A 25,098-nucleotide genomic window follows, 5' to 3' on the forward strand; every position below is an offset into this window, starting at 1 on the left:
TGTCGGCAGCGCGCGCACGCGCGCGGACAGGAGCCACAGCGCGTCGTCGTCCAGGGCAGCGACGGCCGAAGCCGTGTTGAAGATCGCGCTCCAATCCATTGCCGGCCACATGCTCACCAACTTCACATGTTCAATATCTCAATCTTGATCCACCACAGGAACCTTGTGGGCGCGGAAAAGCTCGTTGAGCGCGCGGGCGATGAGCTGAGTCGTGTCCTCGCCGGTTTCCGCCTGCACCAGGCGCATGCTGCGCTTGAAATCAGGAGTCAGATAAGCGCCGATATGGGTCTTCCCCTCTCGGCTTGGCGCCTTGTAGCGCGCAGCCGCAGGCGCCGGAGCGGGCGCCGCGGCCTGCGGTTCCGGCGCGGGCTCGATCGCCGGCGGCGGAACGGGCTGCGGCTTTGCGACGGGTGCAACGGCGGCGGGCTTTGTCCGGCTCGCCTTCTCAAGCTGTTGCTGTATCGCCCCGAACTTCGACATTTTCCCCTCGCATGTTCACAAATTCACAAACGAACTCGAAAAGCCTTTTCAGCTCGTCGCCCGCTTTCCCGTCAGGATCAAGCTCTTGCGGCACGCGGCCGGTCGTCATGGCCTCGGCATAGGCGCTGCGCTGGCAAAGATGCACGGGGCAGACCGTCAGCCCGTAGAGGTCGCGGATACCTTCATGCACTTCGGCGATGCTGTTCTTGCCCGCCGTCGGGTGAATGCCGTTGAGCAGCACGAAAGCCGGCGGGCTGCCGGCGAGGCGTAGCAGGTCGTTCACCTGCGGGAAGGTTTCCACCTCGACGATGTTCGGGCGGCTCGGGATGAGAACCAGGTCGGCCGCGCGCGCCGCTTTGAGGGCGCTGTCGTCGCTCCGGCCGGCCGTGTCGATGAAGGCGAACTGGACGCCAGCGTTACGAGCAGCGTCGAGGGTCGGCTGCAACCGGCTGGCCTGCGCCGACACGACGGGCGGATTCTCGCTTTGGCGTCGGTCTTTCCAGTTTGCGGCGGTCGCCTGCGGGTCGAGGTCGATAACGGCGACATCGTGCCCCGCGTTGGCCGCGGCGACGGCGAGCCCGAGAACGGTCGTGGTCTTGCCCGTCCCGCCCTTCTGTCCGACAACTGAAATTGTGAACATGTGAAACCCTGATGCTGTGAAGCATTGAACTTGTGAGCCAAGCGCCGATTCGCGTCAATCACAATTCACGCTTTCAAGAGCGAACATGTTCACATGTGATATTTTGACAACACTTACCTGTTCACACCTGAATTTGTGAACACGGCTGCTAGGATGGGAAACCGGACGCCCTCCGAACATCGTGGAGCACGACATTAGGACAAGGGAGGCCTAGGCTCAGGACTCATTGATTGAGATAGAAGGCGACAGCGGCGGCGATGCATATGGCGGAGAAGAAGGCGTGCGCGCATCGATCGTAACGGGTGGCGATGCGCCGCCAGTCTTTGAGCTTGGCGAAGAGGTTCTCGATCTTATGACGTTGCCGGTAGAGCGCCTTGTCGTAATCGAGAGGCTTCTTACGGCTCTTTGTCGGCGGAATGCAGGGCTCGGTCCCGCGTTCCGCGAGCGCTCGCCGAAACCAGTCGCTGTCGTAGCCGCGATCTGCGATCAGGGCCGAGGACGGCGGCAGCGCGTCGAGCATCGGCCTCGCGCCTTTGTGATCGCTCATCTGCCCTTCGGTCAGCATCATGACAAGCGGCTTGCCGGCGCCGTCGCAAACGACGTGGAGCTTGGAGTTCAGCCCGCCTTTCGTGCGGCCGATACAGCGGGAAAGAGCCCCTTTTTTAGGAGGCTCGCCGCCGTCCGATGCGCTTTCAGATGAGTGGAGTCGATCATGATCCGCTCCGGCTTCGGCCCTTCTCCCGCGAGCGCGGCGAAGATACGATCGAAGACGCCGAGCCGGCTCCAACGGATGAAGCGATTGTAGAGCGTCTTGGGCGGCCCATACTCCTTCGGGGCGTCCTTCCATTGCAGGCCATTCTTGATGACGTAGACGATCCCGCTGACCACGCGGCGGTCGTCCACCCGCGGCACGCCGTGCGCCAAGGGAAAGTGAGGGGAAATTCGCGCCATCTCCGCTTCGCTCAGCAAAAACAAATCACCCATCAAAGCCTCCATTTCGGAGACCTTGAATCACGCCTCACTCCAAATTAATAGGTCCTGAGCCTAGGCTCCGCGGAGCCGGTGAAATTTTCCCGTCTTCGGGAAAGTTTCAAATCGCCCTTGGCCGAAGCGAGCACCATGATACGCTGAATGGCATAGGGGGCATGTGTTTCACAATTTCACTCGTGAACATGTTCGCAAGAGAAGCCGGTTTCTCGGCGTTCCCGCGTGAGGTTGCCGCGGCGCGAGCGCCTTGCATCAACCCCCTCCTGCCGCTGCGCGCGGCGTAATGCCCCAGCGCGCGCGCCGCAAAGCCCAGAGACTGCGATCGAGATGCAATTCGCCCGTACGGGCGCGTTTCACCATCGTGGCGAAGTAGCCGCCTGCGCCGCGCGTAAAATGCTCGCTGGGTTTCGTCGAAACGAGGGCGAGCGCGATAGCGGCAACCGGCCGGCCGAGCGCCTCGCAAGCCTCCACCCAGAGCGATTGCGAAACACCGAGTTCATGGCGTAGCGCTCCACCCGCGGCGTCGACGACGTCGCGCCAATCGGGGAACCGTGATGCGATATGCGACGCCAGACGCGGCGCGAGGTCAATCAGCTCGCCTGGATGAAGTTTCTCGATCCGCTCGTAGGGCTGGAATTTGATGGTCTCGCGGAACTCCTGAGATCCAAACTCCGAATGTTGGCCGCTTCGACCCGAAGCATCGACCCGACTACTCTTCTCGGCTGCAATTACTGTATCCTCCGGATCGATAGGTTTGTTTGTAGATATATCGTGGGGCTTGGAAACGAGCCCCACGGGGCTTTTACTCACAAGTTCGGCGGAGGCCGAAGAGGCCTGCTTGAGCAACGCGGCGGCCTCGCTTTCACTGCTTTCCAGGCTGCACACGATCAGCGCCAAATCCTCCGACCGGCAGGACTGCCGTATCGCGGCGACGAGTTCGGCCGTCTCGGCCTCAAGGCGCGTCCATTCGCGGGGCAGGGGAGCCACAGCCGCGAGCGTCTCGCCGAGCTGGCGGATGCCGCGACGGGCGCGCGTTGCGCGTTTCTTGAGCGCCCGCATGCGCTCGCGCTCGGCTTTGGCCTCGGCCGCCAGCCGGATGAATTCATCATGGCGGTAAGCGAGGGGGGACAGGTCGAATCCGTAGGCCTCGATGATGCGGCCGTCGGCGCCGCGCCGGCCGTAGCGCTTGCCGGTTTCGCTATCGCGAACGATTACGACGCCCGCCTCGAAAAGCGCGCGGTTCAGCACCTTCACACGCGCGGGAGAAAGCCCGAGGAACTCCGCCTGGCGCGCGGCCGAGGGCCAGCAAATGGGGCGAGAGCCTTCTTCCCAGTCATGCGGCATGGTCTGCTTCACGAGCCACGCGATGAGCTTGTAGGCCTGCGGCGGCAGGCCGAGATAGGGCTCCGCCTCCTGAAACGCGGCGAGGTAGGAGAAAGGGCGCGCGCTGCCGGCCGCGGCCCCTACGAATTCATCGGCGCGCTCGCGCGCAGCGAGCATGGTCAGCGTGAGTCGTCGGGAACCGGTCGGCGCGGCAATCGATTTGTGTGAAAAAGGCATGGTTTCTCCTTCGGTTTGATGGCTCAAACCGCCGCGAAAGAGGCTAGAAACCGGCGCAAACAACCCCGTTAGCGGAAACGAGGTTTCCGCTTGACTTGGGGCCTGATTTTCGGGAGAGTCGTGGTTGTCCAGACGCACGACTTTCCCGGCGGGTTTTCCCTAAATCGGCCGGATAAAAGCCCGCCCTTCGAGGCGGGTTTTTGTTTTTGGGCTTCTGCTCCCCCAAAAGGTTGCACGACAACGCGCGGCGTGAATCACGTCGCGCATCGAGCCAGCCTGCCGAGATTTCGCTGATTCGTCGAGAGTCTTGAGGAAAGCTTCGGAATTTCTGAGACAGCAGCGTTTTTTAAAAGGGCCGAGCATTGGAGGACGTGCATCGGAACCTGCCAGACGTGAGCAACAGGCGATCGGCTGTGTGAACAAGCACCCAATTTTTCCCCTGTGGAGCGCAGAGTTTCAAACGTTTAATGACGTCGAGGTGGCGCCCATCGATGTCTGCACTCCATCTTGACAACCGACGCGCGGGCGTCGATATTTAATGAAATGATTAAATGTTCTGAGGCGACGCTCGACTCGGTCTTTCACGCGCTGGCCGACCCGCATCGAAGGGCGATCCTGCGTATGCTGACCGCACAAGAGCGCAGCATTGGAGAAATCGTTCCCTCGTTTCCGATCTCCTTCGTCGCTGTCTCCAACCACATGAAAGTGCTGGAGCAGGCGGGTCTCGTCATCCGACGCAAGCAGGGCCGTCATCAGATGTGCAGCCTCGACAGCCGTGGCCTCGCCGCGGCCCGGAACTGGCTCGATGCGCATGAACGCTTCTGGAGCGAGCGGCTCGACGCCTTGGATGCCGTCGTCGCTCAGATGAAGGCGGAGGACACGGGCCGTTAGAGTCCGGCGCCAACCGGTAGAAACAAGATGGAGGAAGCGCTTGACTCAGAATGCCCTCTCGAGCGAACGGGCTACAACGTCCGTGCCCGCGCCCGCCGCCGACCAGGCGGCCGATCCCAGCAGCCTGCGCCGGGTGGTGGTGGCCTCCTCTCTTGGAGCCGTCTTCGAAGCTTATGACCTCGTGCTCTACGGGCCGATGGCCGCGATCGTCGCCGCCGAGTTCTTCTCCGGGCTCGATCCCGCCTATGCCTATATCTTCACCTTGCTCTCCGCCGCCGTGACCTATGTCGCCCGCCCATTCGGCGGGCTGGTGTTCGGCCCCCTCGGCGACCGGGCCGGACGCAAATTCACCTTTCTGCTCACCATCCTGATCATGGGCCTGTCGACCGTGCTCATCGGCTTGCTGCCGAACTACGCGACCATAGGAATCGCCTCGCCGCTGCTGCTCATGGCGCTGCGCATCCTGCAGGGCCTCGCCTATGGCGGCGAGTTCGGCGGCGCAGCCACTTATATCGCCGAATATGCCCCCGCCCACCGGCGCGGCTTCGCCACCAGCGCGATCGCTGTCACCGCGGCGAGCGGCCTGGCTCTGGCGATCCTGGTCGTGCTCGCCTGCGAGTCGGCGCTCGGCAAGACTGCATTCGAGGCCTGGGGCTGGCGCATTCCATTCCTGCTCTCGGCCGTGCTCATGCTGGTCTCGGTCTATATCCGGCTGCGCCTGCAAGAATCTCCGGTCTTCCTGGCCATGAAGCGGTCGGGCGGCGGCTCGCGGACGCCGCTGCGCGAGGCCTTCGGCCGCTGGGAGCATCTGCGGGTGGCGCTGCTCGTCCTGTTCGGCGCCGCCGCTGGCCAGTCGGTCGCGATCGCGACCGGCTCCTATCCGATCTACCTCCTGGCGTTGAACCTGAAGATCGATCCCTTCCTGCTGCACTACACTATCCTCGGCTACAGCGTGGTCTTCATCGCCGCGATGATCCTGGCCGGCTGGCTGTCGGACCGGATCGGCCGCAAGCCGGTCGTGCTCGCCGGCTTCATAGGCACGGCGCTCGCCGCCTATCCGGTGTTCCTCGGCGTCACCCTCTATGCGCACCCGCGTCTCGCGGCGGCGATGACCACGCATCCGGTAACGGTGGCGGCCGACCCGGCGACATGCAGCCGCCAGTTCGATCCGTTCGGCCTCACCGAGTTCCACGGCTCTTGCGACATCGCCCGGCGCGCCGTCGCCAAGCTCGGCGTGCCCTACGGCAATCGCGCCGCGTCACCGGGCCGCGCCGCCCAAGTGGAGATCGGCGCCGCGGTAATTCCCGCCTTCGAGGGCGGCGGGCTCGACCGGGCGATCTTCACGGAGCAGGCCAAGGCCTTCGACGGCGCCCTCGCCGCCGCATTGGCCGATGCGGGATATCCTGCCCGCGCCGCGCCGGAGACGACCAATGTGTCGATGCTGATCACGCTCATGGCCGTCCTCAGCATCTTCGTCGCGATGGCGTCCGCCCCGCTCTCGGCCTGGATGGTGGAGATGTTCCCGACCCGCATCCGCGCCACGGCCTTCGCGATGTCCTACAACATCGGCGGCTGGTTCGGCGGCTTCCTCCCGGCGATCTCATTCGCCGCCTTCACCGCCACGGGCAATCTCTATGCGGGCCTATGGTACGCAGTCGGCGTCCTGCTGGTCGCGCTCGTGGTCAGCGGCCTGTTCCTGCCCGAGACGCGCGGCCGCGCCCTGGAGCGCGTGACATGACCGGCCCCGCGGGTCGTCCGGTCTCGCTCGTCCTGGTCCGCCGCATCAATGCGCCGGCAGGACAGATATTCACCGCCTGGACGGACCCGAAATGGCTGGTCCGCTGGCTGATTCCGGGAGCCGGAGCGCTGCGGGACGCGGTCATCGACCCGAGTCCGGGCGGCGCCTACCGGCTGGAGGGCCTCGATCCGGATGGAACGCGCTATTGCCTCTGCGGCCGTTACATCGAAGTCGCGGCGGAACGGCGGATCGCCTTGAGCTGGGAATATGAGGGCGCCGCAGCCGGCCTATGCGGGCCGCCGACGCGGGTCGACGTCGATCTGCGCCCACTGGGCGCCGACGCTTGCGAGCTGACGCTCACCCACGGCGAGCTCCAGGGGGAGGAAGCGGCTGCGACGCACCGCATATTGTGGACGATCTGCCTCGACCGGCTCGTCTGGTCGCTCGTTCCGCCGCCGGACGAGCCCGCCTTTCGCCCGTCGCTCGGGGCGATCGCCGAGCTCTATGGCGAGTCGCACCGCTTGCTGCAGGACGCCTTCGACAGCCGGCCGCTGGCCAACGCCCTGCGCAAGATGATGGTGACGAGCACGCTGACGAACGAGCACAAGGCCTTCATCGCCGGGCGGGACATGGTGTTCCTCACCACCGTCGACCATCGCGGCTTTCCCACCTGTTCCTACAAGGGCGGGGCGCCGGGCTTCGTGCGGGCGCTCGACGACCAGACCCTCGTCTTGCCGAGCTATAACGGCAACGGCATGTATCTCTCCGCGGGCAATGTCGCCGCCAATGCGAAGGTCGGACTGCTGTTCATCGATTTCGAGCAGCCGCACCGGCTGCGCATCCACGGCGCCGCGCGCCTCGTGCGCGACGAGGCGGAGCTTGCAGCCTTTCCCGGCGCGGAGCTTCTGCTGGTAGTGAAGGTCTATGAGGCCTTCGTGAACTGCTCGCGCTATGTGCATCGCTATCAGCGCGCGGAAACATCCCCCTTCGTGCCGGGCGAGCCACGCGGGGACGAGATGGCGCCCTGGAAGAATCTGGACGTCATCCGTGACGCCCTCCCCGGCCGGGATCGGGTTCGGCGCGAAGAGGCCGGATCAAGGTCCATGACGCGCGAGGAGTATCTCGCGCGCCTGAAGCGCGGGGAGAGCTGAGAGCCCGCTTCGTCTCAATAGCCTTCAAGACCGCGAACGGCTAAAGCCTCGAAATCGTGCTGCGCGAGACATTGAACCGCCGCGCGAGATCGGCTTGCGTCGCGCTGCCTTCCGCGAGCGCCGCAAGCGCTTCCTCGCGCTGATGGCGGGTAAGGGCAGGGGGGCGGCCCATGTGAACGCCTCGCGCCTTCGCGCGGCTGCGGCCCTCGCCGGTGCGCGCGCGGATCAACTCGCGCTCGAATTCAGCAAGCCCTCCGAGAACGGTCAACATCAATCTGCCGTGCGGGGTCGTGGTGTCGGCCCATGCGTCGGCGAGCGAGCGGAATCCGGCTCCGGCCATCGCCACGGTGTCGAGCGTGTTGAGTAGGTCGCGCGTCGATCGCGCCAGCCGGTCGAGACGTGTCACAAGCAACACGTCGCCGTTGCCGAGCGAGGCGATGGCGCGGCGCAACTGGGCACGGTCGGTCTTCGCGCCGCTGGCCGTCTCCTTGAAAATCTTTTCCGCACCAGCGGCGCGGAGCTGCCGCACCTGAGCGTCAACGCTCTGGCCGTCCGTCGAGACGCGGGCATATCCGAAAATCGTCATGCGGACAGGGTAGGGAAGCGCTCAACTTTTGCAACAAACTTTTGCACATCGGAAGCCCTTGAAAAGCAAGGGCGCGGCGCGTGTTGCAAAAGTCTTAACTTCTGCAATAAAGTCTTTAATCATTAGGGTGTGCGGGGGAAGGCGGTGTATCGCTGTTTGTTTCCTCGGATGGCTTGGCGTAGCGGTCGCGGAAGTGACGTTCGTTATGGCACTCGCTTCTGGTCGCGCGCCTCACAAGGAGAATTAGCCAGGATTTACCGTCCGGCGGTCGAGCGCTTCTCAAAATTCGCCGCGTCGGCTATCTTGGACTCGACTGACGAGTTGTTTTTAAGATCGGTACGAAATGTTCGACAAAGCATTAGGCGTAACCTCGGGAGTCGCCGAGGGAAAAGAGAAGTTTCACGCTCTCGACGCGTTGCGCGGCGTCGCCGCTGTTTCGATCGTCACGATGCATTTCAAGGATTTTTTCCAGCCCTATTTCGCGGCGCACGGCTATCTGGCCGTTGATTTGTTCTTCGTCATAAGCGGCGCCGTCATAGAAAGCGCATACGCTGGGCCTTTCGTCAGAGGATTGAGTGCATTCAAATTCGTAAAAATTCGGCTGATCCGATTCTATCCGCTCTATATCGTCGCAATTCTGCTTGCGGCGTCGGGCGCAGTCGCCAGCTATTTCGGAAACAACAAGAGCGGATTTCACGATTTGCAGAGCGTAGCGACGTCCGCCGTCTTGTCGCTAGCTTTCATTCCTTCTCCGAACGCCGCGACCAGTGGCTCGTTGTTTCCGCTCAATGCCGCCATCTGGTCGCTGCTTTTCGAGCTTGTCGTGAATTTCGGCTATGCGCTGCTTTGGGAACGCCTCCAAAGAATGGAAATACTGTTCGCCGTGATTCTGGCGTCCGGCGCGATCTTGGCGCTCGCTTCCCTCTATTTCGGGAGCGTCGATTATGGGCCTCACGGATCGACTGCCGATTTCATTGTGGGCTTCGCGCGCGCGACATTCGGATTTTTCTGCGGAGTCGCTATCTTCAGGTTGAACAGAGACACGCACGCCGCTTCGACCGACTTGCCGTCCTCAGCCAATCAGTTCGGCTTTCTCGCCGTAACTGGCTTTGTCGCGCTCATTCTCTTTCTGGAGTCGCCCGTCTCGTTGATCGGCGCAATTGACGCGATCATGGTCCTGTTCGCCTTTCCGGCGATCGTATGGGCGTCTATGCGCGTGGATCTGCGGGGACCGTGGAGAAAGCTTTCGTTGGTTCTGGGAGAAGCCTCCTACGCGGTCTATGTCCTGCATCTGCCGGTGCTGGGGCTCGCGGCGGCGATCAGCGTTCGATTTGGAAATATCATCGTCGCCAAGGCTCCCTATTCGGGTTGCGTCGTCATCGTCGTTCTGATCGCGGCTTGTTGGCTGCTCGACAAAATCTATGACGCGCCTGTCCGAAGATGGTTGCGCGACTCTGGTGCAAACAGCGCGAGCGGGGCATAATTTGTCGGGGCGCGGCGCCCCCGGTTAACAAAGGAGAAATGGTTGGAGATGCGCGTTGGCTCGGCGCCAACGGCGAACCGATCGATCTTCTTTTGCCATGTTCCGCAAAGGGGGCGGAGCGTGGGCCCGATTGATCGGCCGATTTTAATCGCGCGTAAAATCAGCCGTTTCACACCAACGCAGCCGCGACATTTCCGTGGCCGCCTCAAAGACGTAGCTATATCAGAAAATGGCTCGCTTATTTTAGCGCCTATGCGGGGATCGGTGCTCGTGCCGCCTATCTCGCCCGCAGCAGATTGAGGCGCTGTCCGCTCAGCGCGCCCAGGGCGAGCGACCTAGCTCCGGCTATGTCGAGCCACAGAGCGGCAATGCCATAGGCGATGGCCCCGCTCGCTGCCAGCACAGTGAAAGACACGCCGCTTCGACCGGGTAGCAATGTCTCGACCGCGAGCACCGCTAGCGTCATGATTGCACTGGCGGAGATGACCCGCAGCAGCGGGCCGACGAGCAACGGCATCGGATGCGCATAGCGCGTCATCGCAAAGGCGACGAATAATCCGACGCCCTCCGCCAGCACGAGAGAAATCGCCGCGCCGGGCAGTCCGAAGACCACGGTCAGCGGCCAAAGGGCGCAGATGTTGACCGCGAGCGTCGCCGCCCCGTGAGCGATCGTCAGCTCCGGACGCTTGGCGAGGTGAAAGCTGATGTGGACGTACGAATTCGAGATCGACGAGAACAGCCAGGCGAAGGCCAGGATCGGCATGATCGTCGCGGCAGTCTCGCGAAAGGCCGGCCCGAGTAGAAACGAAGCGAGATGAGGGCTTGTCAACGCCGCGCCTATCGACACGGGCAGCAAGATAGCGAGCAGAAGTTCCCCGGATTCCTCGAGGTGAAGACGCGCGGCGCCCTCGTCTCCCTCGGAGAGCGCGCGCACCGCGAGAGGGATGGCCGCCGCCGCGACGGCGCTGGAGGGGATGAGGATGATCTGGCGGATGAGATCCGCCGAGGCGCCATAGAGTCCCGCGGCGCTATCGCCTAGCGACCATGCAACGAACAGCCGGTCGAGCGAGCTGTGGAAGGTGAAGACGAAGCCGGAAATCGTGATCGGAGCTCCCAGACGAAGGAAGGTCTTCAGCTTCGAGAGATCGATCGGCGCGATCGGCCGCGTCCAGATCGCTGGCGTCGAGTAGGCGATCGCCACGAAATAGGCCGCGGCGGCCATCGCCAGCTGGCCAACGCCGCCGCCGCCGAGCCCGGCCACGACGAGGCAGAGCCCGAAGGCTGCGACCGAACGCAATATCGAGGAGAGGACATAGGCTCTCGTCTGCAGCCGCGACTTCAATAATTCCTGGCCGAGCTCGAACAGGCTGAGGCCCAGCGAAAACACCAGCGCGCAGGCCGCGCGCGCCGGGGACAGCCCGGAAAAATAGGCAACGCCGGCGACCGCCACGGGCGCCACGGCCGCCGAGAGACCATACGCGGCCAACGAGGTCGCGCGGACGTCGACGCCATCCCCCTCGGACTGAAAGCGCATGGCCGAATAGCGCACCCAAGTGAACAGCACTGCGGAAACGAAGCCGCCGACGCTGACGCCGACCACATAGACGCCATATTCGGCGGGATCGAGCAGGCGCGTGAAGGCGACGGCGCTCAGAAAGCCGAAGATCCCCGAGACGGCGCTCGCAGTCAGATAGTGCGAGGTATGGCGAAACAGCATTTTCGGCTCGATCTCTCCAGATTATGTGCTTTTCCAGCGCCTCGTCGCGTGAACCGGGCTCCTGCCGGACGAGCCGGCGGTCAGTCGCGCGTAAACGCCGACGAATCCTAGCCGCAGACATCTCGTATTCGGTTACGCGAGCCGCGCAACTGGCGTGCCAAAACCAGAATCGAGGAGAAAACGCGCGCTATCAGCGGCGATCGGCCGAAAGCGGATCGGTTACGGCCTCGCCTGTGCCGATACGACACGACCGACTCCTCCGCGGCCTCAGGGGCGAACCAGATCGCGGATCGCGCGATAGAGACGCCGCGCTCTCGTTTTCTCCCGGAGAGCGTCGCTCCAATCGATCATGCTCGAATTGACGTCGTAATCCCCCCTCTGAGCATCCGGAATATCGCCAGCGACGATGCGGGCGATGAGGTTCGGCAGCTCTCGATAGAAGGTTTCTGAACGATAGGGCGGATGCAGTGAATACATGCCCTTTCCCGATCCGAGAAAGTCGATGCGGCGCAGTCCGTGGCGCCTCATGGCCGCGGTAAAGAGCTCCTCAACCGGCAGGGACAGTGGCGATTGGCGGTAGATCCGCGCTCGAAGCCGACGCTTCGCGTTCGGCCGCACGATCTCGAGCGCGCCGACGCGCGCATCGAAGCGTCGCTGGTCGAGAACGAAAATGCGCGTGCTCACGCTATGGAAACCATAGGCGAGGTAATCGGCGGCAAGGCGCGTCGGTCTCGGCAGCGCGTCGCTTCCGGGAAAATAGCGATGCAGATCGGCGAGCGCGCCGTCGACCGTCGGCGGTCCGGGCAATGGACTGGCGAATAGCGCATCGGGCGTCTGCTCGAACCAGCCGATGGCTTCGTCGAGCCAGGCCTGGCTTCCCCCACCAAACAGCATGTCGCTGTCCATATGCAGGATATAATCGGCGTCCGCGCGGAGCAGGCCGTAGAAATAGGCGTGTAGCGGCCCGCCATCATAAGCTTTTTCCGGGACGTCCGCGCTGGAATCAAAATAGCGCCGCCGTACGGCCTCGCGCGCCTCGGGAGAATAGTCGACCTCCACGATTTCGAGATTGGAAAAACGCGCCGCGAATGTCTCGATATGATCGAAAAGCTGCTTGCGATTCTCGTCATAGCTCGCGCCACGGTAACGGCCTGTGAGACTGCGCTTCGTGTCGATGGTCAGTGTGACGCGCTCGACCTGACGGCCCCAGACCTCGAGCTCGTGTCCGAGCGTGTGCGCCACATGGCGAGCATCGAGCGGATGCATATTGATTTGCAGAGCTGATCGAACAGTCATGACAGACCTTTTCAAGAATGATTTTCGTCAGATCGGATCGTCACGCGCGCGGCTACGCCGTTCTGCCGGTGAAGCGGTCGATCATCTGCATGAACGGCTTGCGGCCGAAGTCGCGATCGAGCGGGAGCGGCCGGTTCGGCAGACCGTCGCGGCGCGGGAACATATATGGAATCCAGCTATAGCGATCCGAAATGCCCCAGGTGAGCAGGGCGTCGAGCGGGCCGGCCGTGGTTACCGTGGAAAGAAGATCGCCGACTTGGCGGGCGATGATCTGGTCACGTTCGAGCGGTGACGGCGGCAGCTCCTTGTCGACCACATCGAGCTCCGTGATCAGCACCTTTACTCCCGCTGCATGGAGCTCGCCGACGAAGCGCCCAAGACCATCGCGATCGATCGCCTTCGCACCGCGCAGGTGGCATTGCAGGCCCACTGCATGGAGCGGCGCGCCGGCGTCCAAGAGACGGAAGACGAGATTCCGGAACGCCGCCCGCTTCGCCGGAAAATGCTCGTCGCCGAATTCAACGTCATATTCGTTGAGCACCAGCTGCGCCTGCGGATCGGCAGCCGCCGCAGTCCGAAACGCAAGCGCAAAGTGACGATCGCCGAGCAGATCGAGCCAGAGTGACGGGCGACGATCCGTCGGACGGCGCGCGACGTCCGGAATCGCTTCGTTCACCACGTCCCACGAACGAATGCGCCCACGGTAACGGGAAACGACCGTTTCGATATGCTCGACGAGCGCGCGCTCCGCTTTCGCCGGCGTATCGATCGTCTTCGTCCACTCCGGCATCGAAGCATACCAGACAAGCGTGTGGCCGCGCATGGAAAGCCCGTTTCGCTGCGCGAACGACAGCAGCGAATCGGCTCCATCAAAAGCAAAGGTCGAAGCGTTTGGCCGCAACCTGCTCCATTTCAACTCGTCGACGGGCACGATCAAGCTGCATTGCTCTGCGAGAGCCACCCCTAAGCGCGGATCGGACTTGAGATCGGCCAGTCCGAGCGCCGCACCATATGGCACCCGCCGCTGCGCTTTCCATGACGAGGATGTCGCCGCACTCGCGGCTGCGGGCGTCATCGCCAATGCGGCGGCGCCGAGGCTGGAGGTCAGGACGTCGCGCCTGTTCCACTTCATGAAGAAGAAATCTCTCTTTGAGAAAAACGTGGCTTCGGATGACCATTGCAGCAAAATTCGATCCAGCAGAAGCCGAACGGAGAAGACCGCGCCAAAGCGCCCTTCGTCCAACTCAGACGCCAGCACCACGCCAAAATTGGCCTAGTCTTTGCTGTTTTCGATCGGCATCCGGTCGAAGAGGTTCTTTTTGATACGGTTCGTGTTTCAGCTGGATCGAGTTCGGAAGGTGATGTGAATGAGCGTCAGCGTAGTCATTCCAGTCAAGAACGGCGCGCGCTTCATCGCAGAAGCGGTCGAGAGCGCCTGTGTCCAAGCCGAGGTCGGGCTGATCGTCGTGGTCGATGACGGCTCCTCCGACTGTACGGTCGATATCGTCCGCGCCATGAGCGATCCGCGCATCGTTTTGATCGAGAATACTCGGCAAGGTGTTTCCGCCGCACGTAACTCGGGTCTCGACGAAGTGGTGTCGAGAGGCTGCTCGCACGCCGCCGCATCCTGGGTCGTTTTCCTCGATGCCGACGATCGCTTGCGCTCGGGCGCGGTGTCCGAATTGCTTGCCGGCGTCGATGACGATTGCGTCGCGGTCTACGGCGACTACGATCGGATCGACGAGAACGGAGCGTTCATCGGGCGCCGACGATTCATCCGCGGCAAGCGCAAACCCAGCGGAGACGTCCTCGGACGGATTCTCGCTGGAAACTTTCTGGTCAACGGCGGCGTGATGCTGATCCGCATCGACATCTTTCACAGTATCGGTGGCTTCGACGAGACGCTCCGCCACTGCGAAGATTGGCACGCCTTCTGCCGATTGGCGGCAACCGGTCGGATCGTCTGGCGGCCGAACGCCCATGTGCTCGATTATCGCGTTCACCGTTGCGGCACGATGATGGACTCATCTATTGACTATCGCCGATATGAGACGGCATTGGAGCGGGTTTTCGCAGACCCGCTGATCTGCGGACGCTTCAACTCCCATCGACTGGAGCGTCTGCGCCGCAGATCAGAAGCGCATCTGCGCACCTATCTCGCTTGCCAGACATTCCGCTCCGGAGCCTATCTGCGAGCAGTTCGCCAAGCAACACAAGCGATTATGGCGCTTCCGTCGCACGCGCCGAACGTCGTGCTTCGACTGGTCGGAGCCGCAGCAGGAATTTAGAGCGCGTCCCCATCGGAGGCCCGCTTGCCTTCGACGGGCACACAGGAGAATAGAAAGTGTCGGGTTCTCAGACCGAATCGAATGTCGCAGCAGTCGTCTGCGTTCCAACATTTCGTCGCCCGACGCATCTCGAAAAGACGCTTGCCTCGCTCGCTCATCAAGCCGAGGGCGTGAATTTCGCGGTCGTGGTCGTCGAAAACGACAGCGAACGTCGCGAGGGCAAGGTCGTCGCAGACGCCTTTTTGAAATCGGGGGCGCTTCGAGGAGTGTGTGTCGTCGAGCCACAACGGGGAAATTGCAGGGCGATCAATCGCGCCTTCGAGACCGCTCTCGATAGTTTCCCGAGCGCCGAATTCATTCTCATGATCGACGATGACGAGATCGCGAGCCCATTATGGCTTCTGGAGATGGTCGGTGGGGCGCGACAGAGCGGCGCTGACATCGTCGGCGGGCCGGTCGTTCGTTCGTTCGAGACCGCTCCCGATCGCGCGGCCACGCTTCATCCGGTGTTCGATCCCGGCCTGTCTTTCTCCCGTTTCATTCCCTCGCTTCTCGGCTCAGGAAATTGTCTGCTCCGACGCCATGTGTTCGAATCCTTCGAGGCCCCTTACTTCGACCTCCGATTCAATTTTCTCGGCGGCGGCGACATGGATTTCTTCAAGCGATGCCGCCTGAAGGGATTCACCACCTATTGGAGCAACGATGCGATCGTGACTGAGAGCGTTCCAGCGCAGCGCATGAAGGCCCGCTGGATCTTGCGCCGCGGCCTCGCCATTGGCGCAATCAACTATCAGATCGACTGCAAGCGCCATCCGAGCCGTCTCGGTCGCTCACTGATCTTCATCAAGAATTTCTTGACGCTCCCGCTCTCGGCGTTGCGCGCTGTCTCGATGTTTCAGCGAACGCGCTGCCTATTGCCGACATTGCATCCGATCTGCGTCGCCACGGGACGCAATCTCGCGGCGTTCGGCTTTTCACCCAGCCCCTATAAGCAAGCCAAGCAGACCGAACTCGACGCCGAGAGACTTACCGCCCACCCGTCGATGTGACGTCGCCGCGCACGCACAAGATGGCGTCACCTTGGTTCTGCCATTCGTCGAACGATATCGCATCCCGGCAATGCGTGCCGTCGACGCGGTCAAAACGGCTTGACGCTATAGAGCCGCACGTAATTGACATTCATAATGAGAGGATCTGGCGTCGTCGCATCGGGTCGCAAGTTAATATTTGACTCCATCCAACTGGCGTCCATGACATAGTTCATGAGAGGCGTCAGCGACACTCCCTGATAGGCGTTCACGAGAGAAGCAGGAGCCGAATAGATCAACTGTTGGTCGAGATAAAAATCTATATGCTGCGCCGTCCAGTCCAGGCCATAGGTATGAAACTGCCCGTCGATCAGACCGATGTGCTGCCCGACCGTGGTTCCCGCGTTGTCGTTTTGTCCGCCGGAATAGATCGTTGTATAAAAGGAGGAGGAATGCCCGAAGAATTCAAGCAGATCAATTTCCGCGTGCGGCATGTTGGGGTTTGCCCCGGGAGTTGAATAGAACCATAGCGCCGGAAACATTCCGGGCCCAGCGTTCGGAAAGGCCGCACGAAACTCGAAATAGCCGTAAGTAAAACCAGGGAAGACTGCCGGATTGGCCTCCAGATGGCCGCCAATGAATGACGGAACCGGGCCGCCCACGCCTTGCGCCGTCATCTCCGCCTGGATGGCTGACACGAGGTTGCTCGGCGTTGGTCTCGCGGAAATCGTCAAATAGCCGTTCGCCTGCGAAAAAGGGGACACTCCGAGCATCGTCGGATCATTCGGGTTAATGTCGAAAGTTCCGCCAGGCCGGCTGCAGATTCCTGAAGCGACATCCGCGGCCGCGCATGGCGAAGCGGCGAAATCGACATAACCTTGCGTCGGCGACTGCCAAGTCATGTCGTTCGGCATCCATGCGCCCGCCGTGGCGTTCGACGCGGTCCTCAATGTGAGCGGCGTGACACTGAAATCCTGCTCCCAAAGCAGAACCGCGCCATTTCCGGTGAGAACCGGCGGACTTGTCGACGGATTGGCGCTGACGTCGAGCGAAGCGAGGAAAGGCGATTGAGCGAGCCCGGTCCATGGATTATTGTAATTGACCGAGATAAATCCCTTATAATTCGTCAGTTCGGCGTTAGTCGGAATGTCAATAGTGAAATTGACTGTATTGGAGCCGGCATCGAGCGCGACCACCTGACAGTTCCCGAAACTATATTGATCAGGAGCCACGAATCCAATGCATACTGAATTGGCGTTCGTCGCCGTCGGCGTGGACAATGTCGCCGTGACATTTAATTGTCCGCCCGGAGTCGTGACCCCAGAATAATTCATCGATGAAAATGAAAACAATATTGTTGGCGACACTTGGGCGACCGTCAATGTGGTCAAGGACGGCGACTGGGCGATAGCACCCCATGGATTTGTATTGTTTACAAAAATATATCCGCTGTAACTCGTTATTTCTGCATCTCCTGGAATATTCAAGTCGAGATTGATCGCGTTGACACCAACGCCGAGAGCGATGTCGCGACAACCCCAGAAATTGTATTGATCCGGGGCGGAGAACACAACGCAGATCGAATCGGTATTTATAGCGGCCGACGCCGTCAAAGTGGCGACGACACTCAGTTGGCCGCCCCTCTGGAAGTTCCCTGAATATGTCAATGAAGAGAATGAATAGGTTGCTTCCGCCTGCCCAGGCGAATTCGCAATAGTACAAATAATCGTAAACAATAACGCGATGTTCTGCCTAACTTTCATAACAAACCTCATTGGTCTAATACGGCGTAAAATTGCTATAAAGCGCCGTGATACGCATGATCTTCGCTTCGCGTCCAAGGTTGCCGCCGCCGCCGACCTTGGACGCGAAGCGTCTGGAAGCTGTGACGGGTCGGAAAGAGATCTCGAAGACGACGCGAGTAGGCCGCCAGAACTCTCCGCCGATTCAAACCCATGTGCCACTTCCGCCAACCCAACTGAATTTTCGGGGCTAGTATGATCTATTGTTCCCCATGAAGACATTGCCGATTTGGGCGTCATACTGGTTGCCATAATCGGTACTTCCAGACACACGTGCGACAGTGCCAGTGCTGTCGTCGTAGACGACGGAAACGATTGCGCCACCCGTGGCGCCCTGAATTTGGTTGCTTGAAATGACGATCTGCCCGGCCCCGCTTTGAGCGCTATAGCCGATGCCGATCGGACTATTCAGAACCAAATTGCCATTGACATTAAGATCGTGGGTCGATGCATTATGGCCTGGGTTGATCCCGATTCCTGCGGCTCCGTCAACGAGGTTGCCCGAAATGACGGCGGCGCCTTCCGCATAAATGCCGAAGGCGATGCTGACAGTCGGAACATATCCTGGATCATTGATCGTCTGATGGATGATGTTAGTCACACGGTTGCCCGTGATGGCGACGCTCTTTGCGGCGCCTTGACCGCCGGTTCCAGAATTGGCGACCGCAATTCCATTGCCCGCCGTGTCGATAATGTTCCCCGAGACGACAGCGCCGTTCAGGTCGATTCCCGCGGTTGGCGCTTCGATGAATATCGCCATCTCCCGAGAGCCATAGCAGTTATTGCCTTGAATAACGAAATCTCCGCCGCCATTGCATCGGATCGCAGAATATTGGCACCCGCTGATGGTGTTTGCCGTTATTGTGACAGCGACCGCCCGGAAGACGAGAATGCCATTCCCATTTTGACCCGTGCCACTTCCGCTTTGAATGCCATTGATATTATTCTCGGATACAATGCTGCCATTGCCAGTGACGGTCGATGTCCAAATCAATATGCCGTTATTGGCACAATTCTGGACTGTATTTCCATTGATACGCGAAGTGGCGTCTACTGCCCAAATGCCGTAGCTGCATTGATAGACGAGATTATCTCGTATCGTGCAAGCAGATCCAGAAACATACACACCACACGCCACCGAATTATAGAACTGGTTATTGATTATTTCACAATACGGCGCATTGGTGACAGAAAGAAGCGCCGATGAATCGCTTAAATTCGTGAAATTGACGTTACTTCCGTTGAAATTGATGCCGTCAATCTTGCAGCAATATATACCGTTAATAGTCAAAATATTGTTGCCGGACGTGAGCTGCAACACGACCGTGCCCGGAATTGCATAGACGGACAGTGTTTGTCCCCCACCAGTGCTCGAGTTCACGAGAATTTCGGTTGTCGTATAGACGCCTGGCTTGATGAACAATGGAAGGCCTCCGCTCCGAGCTTGGTCAAAAGCGGATTGAACATTGGCGACAGTGGACCATCCGGTGCCTGGAGACGATGACGCATTCTGAAGGACGACGGCGGTGTCGGAAACTTTCGTGTAGAGAGCCACAGTCCAAATCTCCAAGGTAGGCAGATGAAATTACTTATAAATCGCGCAGCTATAATCCATTTAACTGCACTTAAACGCGCGATTGCGACAGCAGGGGTGCATAGTCACGACGAAGCTTAATGGGGAATCATCGATATTTCCAGTCCCCTCAGTAGCGGGTCGTATGCGAAGACGATGTCGTCGATACGCTGTCTTCGCGAGGACTCTCCGACTGCGCTTTGGCGGCTCGCGTAATCCAACTCCGCATGGGGACTGTCAGGAATCTTGTGTGCGGGGCCGGGTTTCCATCACGCCGCGACGAAGCGATCGTCGAACATGATGGCGAATTGATTTTTCGCCTCGCACCATTCGCGCGGCGCCATTTTCCACTCCCCGGCGACTTGGCGCAAGACGAGATAGAGGAGCTTCATCGCCGCATCGTCAGTCGGAAAATGCCCTCTCGTCCGCACGGCGCGCCGCAGCTTCGCGTTCAAGGATTCTATGGCGTTCGTCGTGTAGATGATCCGCCGTACCGCGATCGGAAAGGCGAAAAACGGGATGACCTGCTCCCAATTGCGCCGCCAGCCCTGCGCGATCGACGGATATTTCTTGCCCCAATGGCCGCCGTCGAAGGCCTCCAACGCCTCTTTGGCCGCCTCGGCGGTCGGGGCGCGATAGATCGTCTTCAGCGCGGCGGCGATCGCCTTGCGGTCCTTGTATGAGGCGAATTCCATCGAGTTTCGAATGAGATGCACGATGCAGGTCTGCACGGTCGTCTGCGGAAACACCGCATTGATCGCCTCCGGAAAGCCCTTCAGGCCGTCGACCACGGCGATCAGTATGTCGCCGACGCCGCGGTTCTTCAGCTCGTTCATCACCCGAAGCCAGAATTTGGCGCCCTCCGAGGTCTCGATCCAAAGCCCCAGAATGTCCTTCGTTCCGTCCGGCGTGACGCCGAGCGCCACATAGACGGCCTTGTTGCGGACCAGGCCTTCGTCGCGGATTTTGACGCGCAGCGCGTCGAAGAAAACCAAGGGATACATCGCCTCGAGCGGCCGGTTCTGCCATTCGGCGACGGTCTCCAGCACGGCGTCGGTGACTGTCGAGATCAGATCGGGCGAGACTTCCAGGCCGTAGAGCTCGAGCAAATGGCCCTGGATCTCGCGCACCGTCATGCCGCGCGCATACATCGACACGATTTTCTCGTCGAAGCCGGGAAAGCGGCGCTGATAGCGCGCGATCAGCTTGGGATCGAAGCTCCCCTCCCGGTCCCGCGGGACCCTGATGTCGATCTTCGACGTCTCGGTCAGCACGGTCTTCTTCGAATAGCCGTTGCGGTGGTTCGCCTTGCCCGCCGCCGCTTCGCTCTCGAGATGGTCGTCCATCTCCGCGTTCAGAACCCGTTCCGCCAGCGCCTTCTTCAGCTCATCGAACAAGCCATCCTTGGAAAAAACCTCCTTCGGATCGCGTCCCGACAGCAATTGGTCCAATGTGCCCTTCTTGATCGCCATAGCCCGCCTCCTGCGGTTCTACTATGGCCCCACACACAAGATTCCTGACAGTCCCCTCCGCATGGGTCGCTCGAAATAACGGTAGGAGAGCAAGGACAGCACGATCGTAATCCAGAAGCTCGCGAAGGCGAAGGCGAATGTCCACGGGGTCTCGATCAGATGCAGACGCCGCGCCGCCACCAAAAACGGCACGCTCACAAGAACGTGCGACATGTAGAGGGCGTAAGAACTCTCCCCGAGAACGAGGAGAACTTGGCTCTTCATCACAGAGGGGACGCCTCTTGCATCGGCAAGAGCAGCAAAAGCGATGAGCGAACAGAAGACCGGCAGAACCAATTCACGCCGAACGTCGAGAGATAGCACGACCAGCGCACTCGCAGCCAGCGCGTGAACAGTCCACCAAGATGGTTTGCCGCGTAACTGACCATTGCATATCGCCTCGGCGATCGCGGCACCGGCAAAGAAGCTGGGGAGGGCGCGCAACATTCCAAACTGATACGTCAAATCCATCCAATCCTGTGCGCCGAGTGCATTGTGGACCGCAATCATGGCGGCCACCATCAGCAGTGTGCAAAGCATGCTGAACGCGAGACTGACACGGCGAACGATAGCGAAGACGGCGGGCGCCAGCAGGTAGACAAACCACTCCGCACTTATCGACCACGAGGGCACATTGAAACTCGGATGGTCGAGGAACCCCCAGGCTTGCACGAGGAGCAGATTCACCGGCAGGCCGGAAAGCGCCAATATCTCCGGGTGATTGGGCTGAACGTGCAGGAGATGCGCGATGGCGATGAGCACCAGATAGCAAGCCAAAATCAGGACGTGTAACGGATAGACGCGCGCCCACCGGGCCAGTAGAAACTCCCCGTATTCCCGAGCCGATCCAAAACGGCTCCGATAGCCATGCACGATGACGAAACCGCTGAGCATGAAAAAGAAATCGACCATGCAACTGAGATTTGTGACAAGAGGAAACCAGGTCGCTAGCCCCAACTGAAAGTCAATATTATAATGAAATATGACGATGCCACTCGCGGCTAAGAAACGATAGCTGTCCAGCACAACATACCTGGCCGAATTCGTGGACTGCATGGGCGGGCGCCTTGCGAGCAATGTGAAAGCTCCTTCTTGGAGACGGAGCCTGAAGAATTTGCAATCTCTTGACGACCAGAAGCGGAGGATATGTACAATCAGACTGAGCTGCGGTTCTCCGTATAAGATCAGGCCAACGGGTTCGCCGAGGGCGCTTTCGAGCATTTTGCTGCGAACGTGATGCTGGAAAAGGAAGCGATTCATTGGTAACCACTGCATGTATTTGATTTACATACATTACGTCAGCTGGTCAAGCGAGTGATGAATATAGAACCTTGGGAAACCAGCCTTTGGCGAGCAGTTGCACGTTCCGCCGTCCCCCGGAAGCTGGAAACTATTTAATATCAATGCCTTCACATCTCGTTTCAATAACCCTTCAGGATCGCGAACGGCGCCTGCTCGGTTCCCCATGGTTTCAGCCCGGGCTCGATGGCGACGCAAATCCGTACGCGGCCTTTGTTCTCCCCACAGTTCCCGAATTCGATCTTCAATCCCTGATCCCGCATTTTTTGCGCAGTCGCCTTCATGCCGTCGATCTCACCCTGCCGATCGGCCTTTTCCAGCGCCAGATTCGCCAGCTCCGCCCGTTGCCAGGACAAAGACGCCCATAGGCCGAGCACGATCAGCGCCAGGGCGCCGACCGCGCCGGCCAGGATGATGGCGAATGCGCGATCGGAAAACTTCATCGCCTGCTTGTCGAGAATGATTGCAGCGCGATGCGCGTCCTCGATCTGCTGCGTGAAGCCTTTCGCCAGCGGCGCGAACAGCAAGCCCTACAAGGATTTTCTGGCGTTGATGATCGCCGCGCGCGAGCGCGCCGGTCTCACCCAGGAAGGACTCGCCGAGCGCATCGGCCGGACGCAATCTTTTGTCTCGAAATACGAGCGCGGCGAACGTCGCCTCGACGTGGTCGAGTTTGCTGAATTTATAAAAGCGATGGATCTCGACCCGAGCGCCGTGTTTGCTCAATTTCTGCAGCACGCTTTCGACGACATGACGGGATAGCGGCAAGGCTCCGTTTGGAGGATCGAGGTTCCTTCCCTCTGTTCGTTTTACGTTACGGAGGGGCGATGACCGTTCAAGAAGATGGAGCGGCAAGGGTGACCTTGCTGGCCTTTTTTTCATAGGGCGCCAGCGCCCTTCGTCCTTGAATTGTGGTAACATATATGTTACCATTATCTATGCTTGAACTGCGCTATTACCTCCGCGTCGACGGAAAGAGCCCTTTTGAGGATTGGTTCTCCAGTCTGGATTCGGCGGCGGCGGCGAAAGTCGCCGTCGCGCTGGCGCGGCTCGAACAGGGCAACCTCTCGAACGCCAAGGGCGTTGGCGAAGGCGTGCTTGAATACAAGATCGATTGGGGAGCGGGCTACCGCGTTTATTTCGGTCGCGACGGCGACGTGGTGGTGATCCTGCTAACGGGCGGCACCAAGAAGCGCCAGCAAAAGGACATAGAGGCGGCGAAGGCGAGCTGGGCGGATTACAAGCGGCGGAAGGCGCCGCGCATTAACTGACGGAGGCGGCAATGGCGCTCACGAAGAGCTTCAAGGAACTGGTGCAACGCCGCGTCGCGGATGATCCGGCGTTCGCGGAGAATCTTCTCCGTGAAGGTATCGACACCATGCTCGGCGGCGACGTCGAGACGGGCAAATCGATCCTGCGCGACTACATCAACGCGACGGTCGGCTTTGAAAAACTGGCGACGGCGACGGATACGCCGCGGAAGAGCCTCATGCGCATGTTCAGCCCGAGCGGTAATCCGCAGGCGCGGAACCTGTTCGGCGTGCTGGGCTATCTGCAAAAACAGGCCGGCGTGCAATTCCATGTCGCGCCAAAGCCCCATTAGGCGGCCTTCGAGAAGGCCCCGGCCCCGCCCTAATCTTGGGCGTGGGCGCGCTTCTGGATTCGGCTGCTAAACTGTCTCCGACGCACCCGCGGGCAAATTTCAGGCTCCGTGGGGGTGCGCGGGAACGCTGTCGGCAGCGCGCGCACGCGCGCGGACAGGAGCCACAGCGCGTCGTCGTCCAGGGCAGCGACGGCCGAAGCCGTGTTGAAGATCGCGCTCCAATCCATTGCCGGCCACATGCTCACCAACTTCACATGTTCAATATCTCAATCTTGATCCACCACAGGAACCTTGTGGGCGCGGAAAAGCTCGTTGAGCGCGCGGGCGATGAGCTGAGTCGTGTCCTCGCCGGTTTCCGCCTGCACCAGGCGCATGCTGCGCTTGAAATCAGGAGTCAGATAAGCGCCGATATGGGTCTTCCCCTCTCGGCTTGGCGCCTTGTAGCGCGCAGCCGCAGGCGCCGGAGCGGGCGCCGCGGCCTGCGGTTCCGGCGCGGGCTCGATCGCCGGCGGCGGAACGGGCTGCGGCTTTGCGACGGGTGCAACGGCGGCGGGCTTTGTCCGGCTCGCCTTCTCAAGCTGTTGCTGTATCGCCCCGAACTTCGACATTTTCCCCTCGCATGTTCACAAATTCACAAACGAACTCGAAAAGCCTTTTCAGCTCGTCGCCCGCTTTCCCGTCAGGATCAAGCTCTTGCGGCACGCGGCCGGTCGTCATGGCCTCGGCATAGGCGCTGCGCTGGCAAAGATGCACGGGGCAGACCGTCAGCCCGTAGAGGTCGCGGATACCTTCATGCACTTCGGCGATGCTGTTCTTGCCCGCCGTCGGGTGAATGCCGTTGAGCAGCACGAAAGCCGGCGGGCTGCCGGCGAGGCGTAGCAGGTCGTTCACCTGCGGGAAGGTTTCCACCTCGACGATGTTCGGGCGGCTCGGGATGAGAACCAGGTCGGCCGCGCGCGCCGCTTTGAGGGCGCTGTCGTCGCTCCGGCCGGCCGTGTCGATGAAGGCGAACTGGACGCCAGCGTTACGAGCAGCGTCGAGGGTCGGCTGCAACCGGCTGGCCTGCGCCGACACGACGGGCGGATTCTCGCTTTGGCGTCGGTCTTTCCAGTTTGCGGCGGTCGCCTGCGGGTCGAGGTCGATAACGGCGACATCGTGCCCCGCGTTGGCCGCGGCGACGGCGAGCCCGAGAACGGTCGTGGTCTTGCCCGTCCCGCCCTTCTGTCCGACAACTGAAATTGTGAACATGTGAAACCCTGATGCTGTGAAGCATTGAACTTGTGAGCCAAGCGCCGATTCGCGTCAATCACAATTCACGCTTTCAAGAGCGAACATGTTCACATGTGATATTTTGACAACACTTACCTGTTCACACCTGAATTTGTGAACACGGCTGCTAGGATGGGAAACCGGACGCCCTCCGAACATCGTGGAGCACGACATTAGGACAAGGGAGGCCTAGGCT

24 protein-coding genes are annotated in these 25,098 nt (G+C 60.6%); 9 read left to right on the forward strand and 15 right to left on the reverse strand.

What is annotated here, in order from left to right; genetic code table 11:
• Positions 1–138: 138 nt before the first annotated feature.
• The 4 genes from IY145_RS00070 to repC form a co-directional block, all read right to left on the reverse strand.
• The gene (locus IY145_RS00070; RefSeq protein WP_196406393.1) at positions 139–480 is read right to left on the reverse strand and encodes a ribbon-helix-helix domain-containing protein; all 342 of its coding nucleotides are present in this window, start codon (positions 478–480) and stop codon (positions 139–141) included.
• Positions 446–1,120, reverse strand: coding sequence for an AAA family ATPase (locus tag IY145_RS00075; protein ID WP_196406394.1), 675 nt, complete (start codon positions 1,118–1,120; stop codon positions 446–448). The genes IY145_RS00070 and IY145_RS00075 overlap by 35 nt, the downstream gene beginning before the upstream one ends.
• A gap of 223 nt (positions 1,121–1,343) precedes the next feature.
• Positions 1,344–2,104 (reverse strand): IS5 family transposase gene (locus IY145_RS00080; protein WP_196406395.1). Its coding sequence is split into 2 segments (ribosomal slippage): positions 1,344–1,771 and positions 1,771–2,104, totalling 762 coding nucleotides; the frame shifts between segments, so codons are not numbered across the junction.
• 255 nt (positions 2,105–2,359) lie between these two features.
• On the reverse strand, positions 2,360–3,805 hold the full coding sequence (gene repC, locus IY145_RS00085) for a plasmid replication protein RepC (RefSeq protein ID WP_196406396.1): 1,446 nt from the start codon (positions 3,803–3,805) through the stop codon (positions 2,360–2,362).
• Between the two features lie 369 nt (positions 3,806–4,174).
• Here repC and IY145_RS00090 point away from each other — a divergent pair, with 369 nt between their 5' ends.
• The 3 genes from IY145_RS00090 to IY145_RS00100 are packed head-to-tail and all read left to right on the forward strand — an operon-like array spanning position 4,175 to position 7,447.
• Positions 4,175–4,558 carry a helix-turn-helix transcriptional regulator gene (locus IY145_RS00090; RefSeq protein WP_246721609.1) on the forward strand — a complete coding sequence of 128 codons (384 nt, stop codon included), beginning with the start codon at positions 4,175–4,177 and terminating at the stop codon, positions 4,556–4,558.
• A 40-nt stretch (positions 4,559–4,598) separates the two neighbouring features.
• Entirely contained in the window at positions 4,599–6,296 is a 1,698-nt protein-coding gene (locus IY145_RS00095) for an MFS transporter (RefSeq protein WP_196406397.1), read from the forward strand.
• Positions 6,293–7,447 (forward strand): pyridoxamine 5'-phosphate oxidase family protein, encoded by a 1,155-nt coding sequence (locus IY145_RS00100; protein ID WP_196406398.1) that lies wholly within the window; start codon positions 6,293–6,295, stop codon positions 7,445–7,447. The genes IY145_RS00095 and IY145_RS00100 overlap by 4 nt, the downstream gene beginning before the upstream one ends.
• Positions 7,448–7,487: 40 nt before the next feature.
• Here IY145_RS00100 and IY145_RS00105 read toward each other — a convergent pair whose 3' ends face one another.
• Positions 7,488–8,033 (reverse strand): recombinase family protein, encoded by a 546-nt coding sequence (locus tag IY145_RS00105; RefSeq protein WP_196406399.1) that lies wholly within the window; start codon positions 8,031–8,033, stop codon positions 7,488–7,490.
• Positions 8,034–8,376: 343 nt separating this feature from the next.
• Here IY145_RS00105 and IY145_RS00110 point away from each other — a divergent pair, with 343 nt between their 5' ends.
• Positions 8,377–9,516 carry an acyltransferase family protein gene (locus tag IY145_RS00110; RefSeq protein ID WP_196406400.1) on the forward strand — a complete coding sequence of 380 codons (1,140 nt, stop codon included), beginning with the start codon at positions 8,377–8,379 and terminating at the stop codon, positions 9,514–9,516.
• A gap of 277 nt (positions 9,517–9,793) precedes the next feature.
• Here the strand turns inward: IY145_RS00110 and IY145_RS00115 are convergent, their stop codons facing one another.
• The 3 genes from IY145_RS00115 to IY145_RS00125 all read right to left on the reverse strand — a co-directional run bounded on the left by IY145_RS00115 (position 9,794) and on the right by IY145_RS00125 (position 13,661).
• Positions 9,794–11,233: a lipopolysaccharide biosynthesis protein gene (locus tag IY145_RS00115; protein ID WP_196406387.1), complete on the reverse strand. Its 1,440-nt coding sequence runs from the start codon at positions 11,231–11,233 to the stop codon at positions 9,794–9,796.
• A gap of 267 nt (positions 11,234–11,500) precedes the next feature.
• Complete coding sequence (locus IY145_RS00120; RefSeq protein ID WP_196406401.1) at positions 11,501–12,529, reverse strand: glycosyltransferase family 2 protein; 1,029 nt, start codon at positions 12,527–12,529, stop codon at positions 11,501–11,503.
• 52 nt (positions 12,530–12,581) lie between these two features.
• A complete protein-coding gene (locus tag IY145_RS00125) occupies positions 12,582–13,661 on the reverse strand; it encodes an endo-1,4-beta-xylanase (protein ID WP_196406402.1) in 1,080 nt (359 codons plus the stop codon).
• 235 nt (positions 13,662–13,896) lie between these two features.
• Here IY145_RS00125 and IY145_RS00130 point away from each other — a divergent pair, with 235 nt between their 5' ends.
• Together IY145_RS00130 and IY145_RS00135 are read left to right on the forward strand one after the other, a co-directional pair.
• Positions 13,897–14,817, forward strand: coding sequence for a glycosyltransferase (locus tag IY145_RS00130; protein WP_196406403.1), 921 nt, complete (start codon positions 13,897–13,899; stop codon positions 14,815–14,817).
• A 56-nt stretch (positions 14,818–14,873) separates the two neighbouring features.
• Positions 14,874–15,866: a glycosyltransferase family 2 protein gene (locus tag IY145_RS00135; protein ID WP_196406388.1), complete on the forward strand. Its 993-nt coding sequence runs from the start codon at positions 14,874–14,876 to the stop codon at positions 15,864–15,866.
• 89 nt (positions 15,867–15,955) lie between these two features.
• Here IY145_RS00135 and IY145_RS00140 read toward each other — a convergent pair whose 3' ends face one another.
• From IY145_RS00140 to IY145_RS00160, 5 genes are all read right to left on the reverse strand, one after another.
• Positions 15,956–17,608 carry a glycoside hydrolase family 16 protein gene (locus IY145_RS00140; RefSeq protein ID WP_196406389.1) on the reverse strand — a complete coding sequence of 551 codons (1,653 nt, stop codon included), beginning with the start codon at positions 17,606–17,608 and terminating at the stop codon, positions 15,956–15,958.
• A gap of 229 nt (positions 17,609–17,837) precedes the next feature.
• A complete protein-coding gene (locus tag IY145_RS00145; protein ID WP_196406390.1) occupies positions 17,838–19,202 on the reverse strand; it encodes a TIGR03808 family TAT-translocated repetitive protein in 1,365 nt (454 codons plus the stop codon).
• Between the two features lie 287 nt (positions 19,203–19,489).
• Positions 19,490–20,692, reverse strand: a complete 1,203-nt coding sequence (locus tag IY145_RS00150; RefSeq protein ID WP_196406404.1) for an IS256 family transposase — start codon at positions 20,690–20,692, stop codon at positions 19,490–19,492.
• A 21-nt stretch (positions 20,693–20,713) separates the two neighbouring features.
• Complete coding sequence (locus IY145_RS00155) at positions 20,714–21,787, reverse strand: acyltransferase (RefSeq protein ID WP_196406405.1); 1,074 nt, start codon at positions 21,785–21,787, stop codon at positions 20,714–20,716.
• A 365-nt stretch (positions 21,788–22,152) separates the two neighbouring features.
• Positions 22,153–22,557 carry a hypothetical protein gene (locus IY145_RS00160; protein WP_196406414.1) on the reverse strand — a complete coding sequence of 135 codons (405 nt, stop codon included), beginning with the start codon at positions 22,555–22,557 and terminating at the stop codon, positions 22,153–22,155.
• 25 nt (positions 22,558–22,582) lie between these two features.
• On the opposite strand from IY145_RS00160, the gene IY145_RS00165 reads away from it, so the two are divergent.
• The 3 genes from IY145_RS00165 to IY145_RS00175 all read left to right on the forward strand — a co-directional run bounded on the left by IY145_RS00165 (position 22,583) and on the right by IY145_RS00175 (position 23,633).
• The gene (locus IY145_RS00165; protein ID WP_246721607.1) at positions 22,583–22,792 is read left to right on the forward strand and encodes a helix-turn-helix domain-containing protein; all 210 of its coding nucleotides are present in this window, start codon (positions 22,583–22,585) and stop codon (positions 22,790–22,792) included.
• A 161-nt stretch (positions 22,793–22,953) separates the two neighbouring features.
• A complete protein-coding gene (locus IY145_RS00170) occupies positions 22,954–23,301 on the forward strand; it encodes a type II toxin-antitoxin system RelE/ParE family toxin (protein WP_246721608.1) in 348 nt (115 codons plus the stop codon).
• Positions 23,302–23,312: 11 nt separating this feature from the next.
• A complete protein-coding gene (locus IY145_RS00175) occupies positions 23,313–23,633 on the forward strand; it encodes a transcriptional regulator (protein WP_196406392.1) in 321 nt (106 codons plus the stop codon).
• A 266-nt stretch (positions 23,634–23,899) separates the two neighbouring features.
• Here IY145_RS00175 and IY145_RS00180 read toward each other — a convergent pair whose 3' ends face one another.
• Both IY145_RS00180 and IY145_RS00185 read right to left on the reverse strand, forming a co-directional pair.
• Positions 23,900–24,241, reverse strand: coding sequence for a ribbon-helix-helix domain-containing protein (locus IY145_RS00180; RefSeq protein WP_196406393.1), 342 nt, complete (start codon positions 24,239–24,241; stop codon positions 23,900–23,902).
• On the reverse strand, positions 24,207–24,881 hold the full coding sequence (locus IY145_RS00185; RefSeq protein WP_196406394.1) for an AAA family ATPase: 675 nt from the start codon (positions 24,879–24,881) through the stop codon (positions 24,207–24,209). Before IY145_RS00185 ends, IY145_RS00180 begins: the two co-directional genes overlap by 35 nt.
• Positions 24,882–25,098 lie beyond the last annotated feature (217 nt).

This window comes from Methylosinus sp. H3A, assembly GCF_015709455.1.
Classification (GTDB): domain Bacteria; phylum Pseudomonadota; class Alphaproteobacteria; order Rhizobiales; family Beijerinckiaceae; genus Methylosinus.

Coding starts and splice junctions, on each gene's coding strand:
- IY145_RS00070 (WP_196406393.1), bottom strand. CDS start 480: ATGTCGAAGTTCGGGGCGATACAGCAACAGCTTGAGAAGGCGAGCCGG.
- IY145_RS00075 (WP_196406394.1), bottom strand. CDS start 1,120: ATGTTCACAATTTCAGTTGTCGGACAGAAGGGCGGGACGGGCAAGACC.
- IY145_RS00100 (WP_196406398.1), top strand. CDS start 6,293: ATGACCGGCCCCGCGGGTCGTCCGGTCTCGCTCGTCCTGGTCCGCCGC.
- IY145_RS00105 (WP_196406399.1), bottom strand. CDS start 8,033: ATGACGATTTTCGGATATGCCCGCGTCTCGACGGACGGCCAGAGCGTT.
- IY145_RS00110 (WP_196406400.1), top strand. CDS start 8,377: ATGTTCGACAAAGCATTAGGCGTAACCTCGGGAGTCGCCGAGGGAAAA.
- IY145_RS00115 (WP_196406387.1), bottom strand. CDS start 11,233: ATGCTGTTTCGCCATACCTCGCACTATCTGACTGCGAGCGCCGTCTCG.
- IY145_RS00120 (WP_196406401.1), bottom strand. CDS start 12,529: ATGACTGTTCGATCAGCTCTGCAAATCAATATGCATCCGCTCGATGCT.
- IY145_RS00125 (WP_196406402.1), bottom strand. CDS start 13,661: ATGAAGTGGAACAGGCGCGACGTCCTGACCTCCAGCCTCGGCGCCGCC.
- IY145_RS00130 (WP_196406403.1), top strand. CDS start 13,897: ATGAGCGTCAGCGTAGTCATTCCAGTCAAGAACGGCGCGCGCTTCATC.
- IY145_RS00140 (WP_196406389.1), bottom strand. CDS start 17,608: ATGAAAGTTAGGCAGAACATCGCGTTATTGTTTACGATTATTTGTACT.
- IY145_RS00150 (WP_196406404.1), bottom strand. CDS start 20,692: ATGGCGATCAAGAAGGGCACATTGGACCAATTGCTGTCGGGACGCGAT.
- IY145_RS00155 (WP_196406405.1), bottom strand. CDS start 21,787: ATGCAGTCCACGAATTCGGCCAGGTATGTTGTGCTGGACAGCTATCGT.
- IY145_RS00165 (WP_246721607.1), top strand. CDS start 22,583: ATGATCGCCGCGCGCGAGCGCGCCGGTCTCACCCAGGAAGGACTCGCC.
- IY145_RS00170 (WP_246721608.1), top strand. CDS start 22,954: ATGTTACCATTATCTATGCTTGAACTGCGCTATTACCTCCGCGTCGAC.
- IY145_RS00175 (WP_196406392.1), top strand. CDS start 23,313: ATGGCGCTCACGAAGAGCTTCAAGGAACTGGTGCAACGCCGCGTCGCG.
- IY145_RS00180 (WP_196406393.1), bottom strand. CDS start 24,241: ATGTCGAAGTTCGGGGCGATACAGCAACAGCTTGAGAAGGCGAGCCGG.
- IY145_RS00185 (WP_196406394.1), bottom strand. CDS start 24,881: ATGTTCACAATTTCAGTTGTCGGACAGAAGGGCGGGACGGGCAAGACC.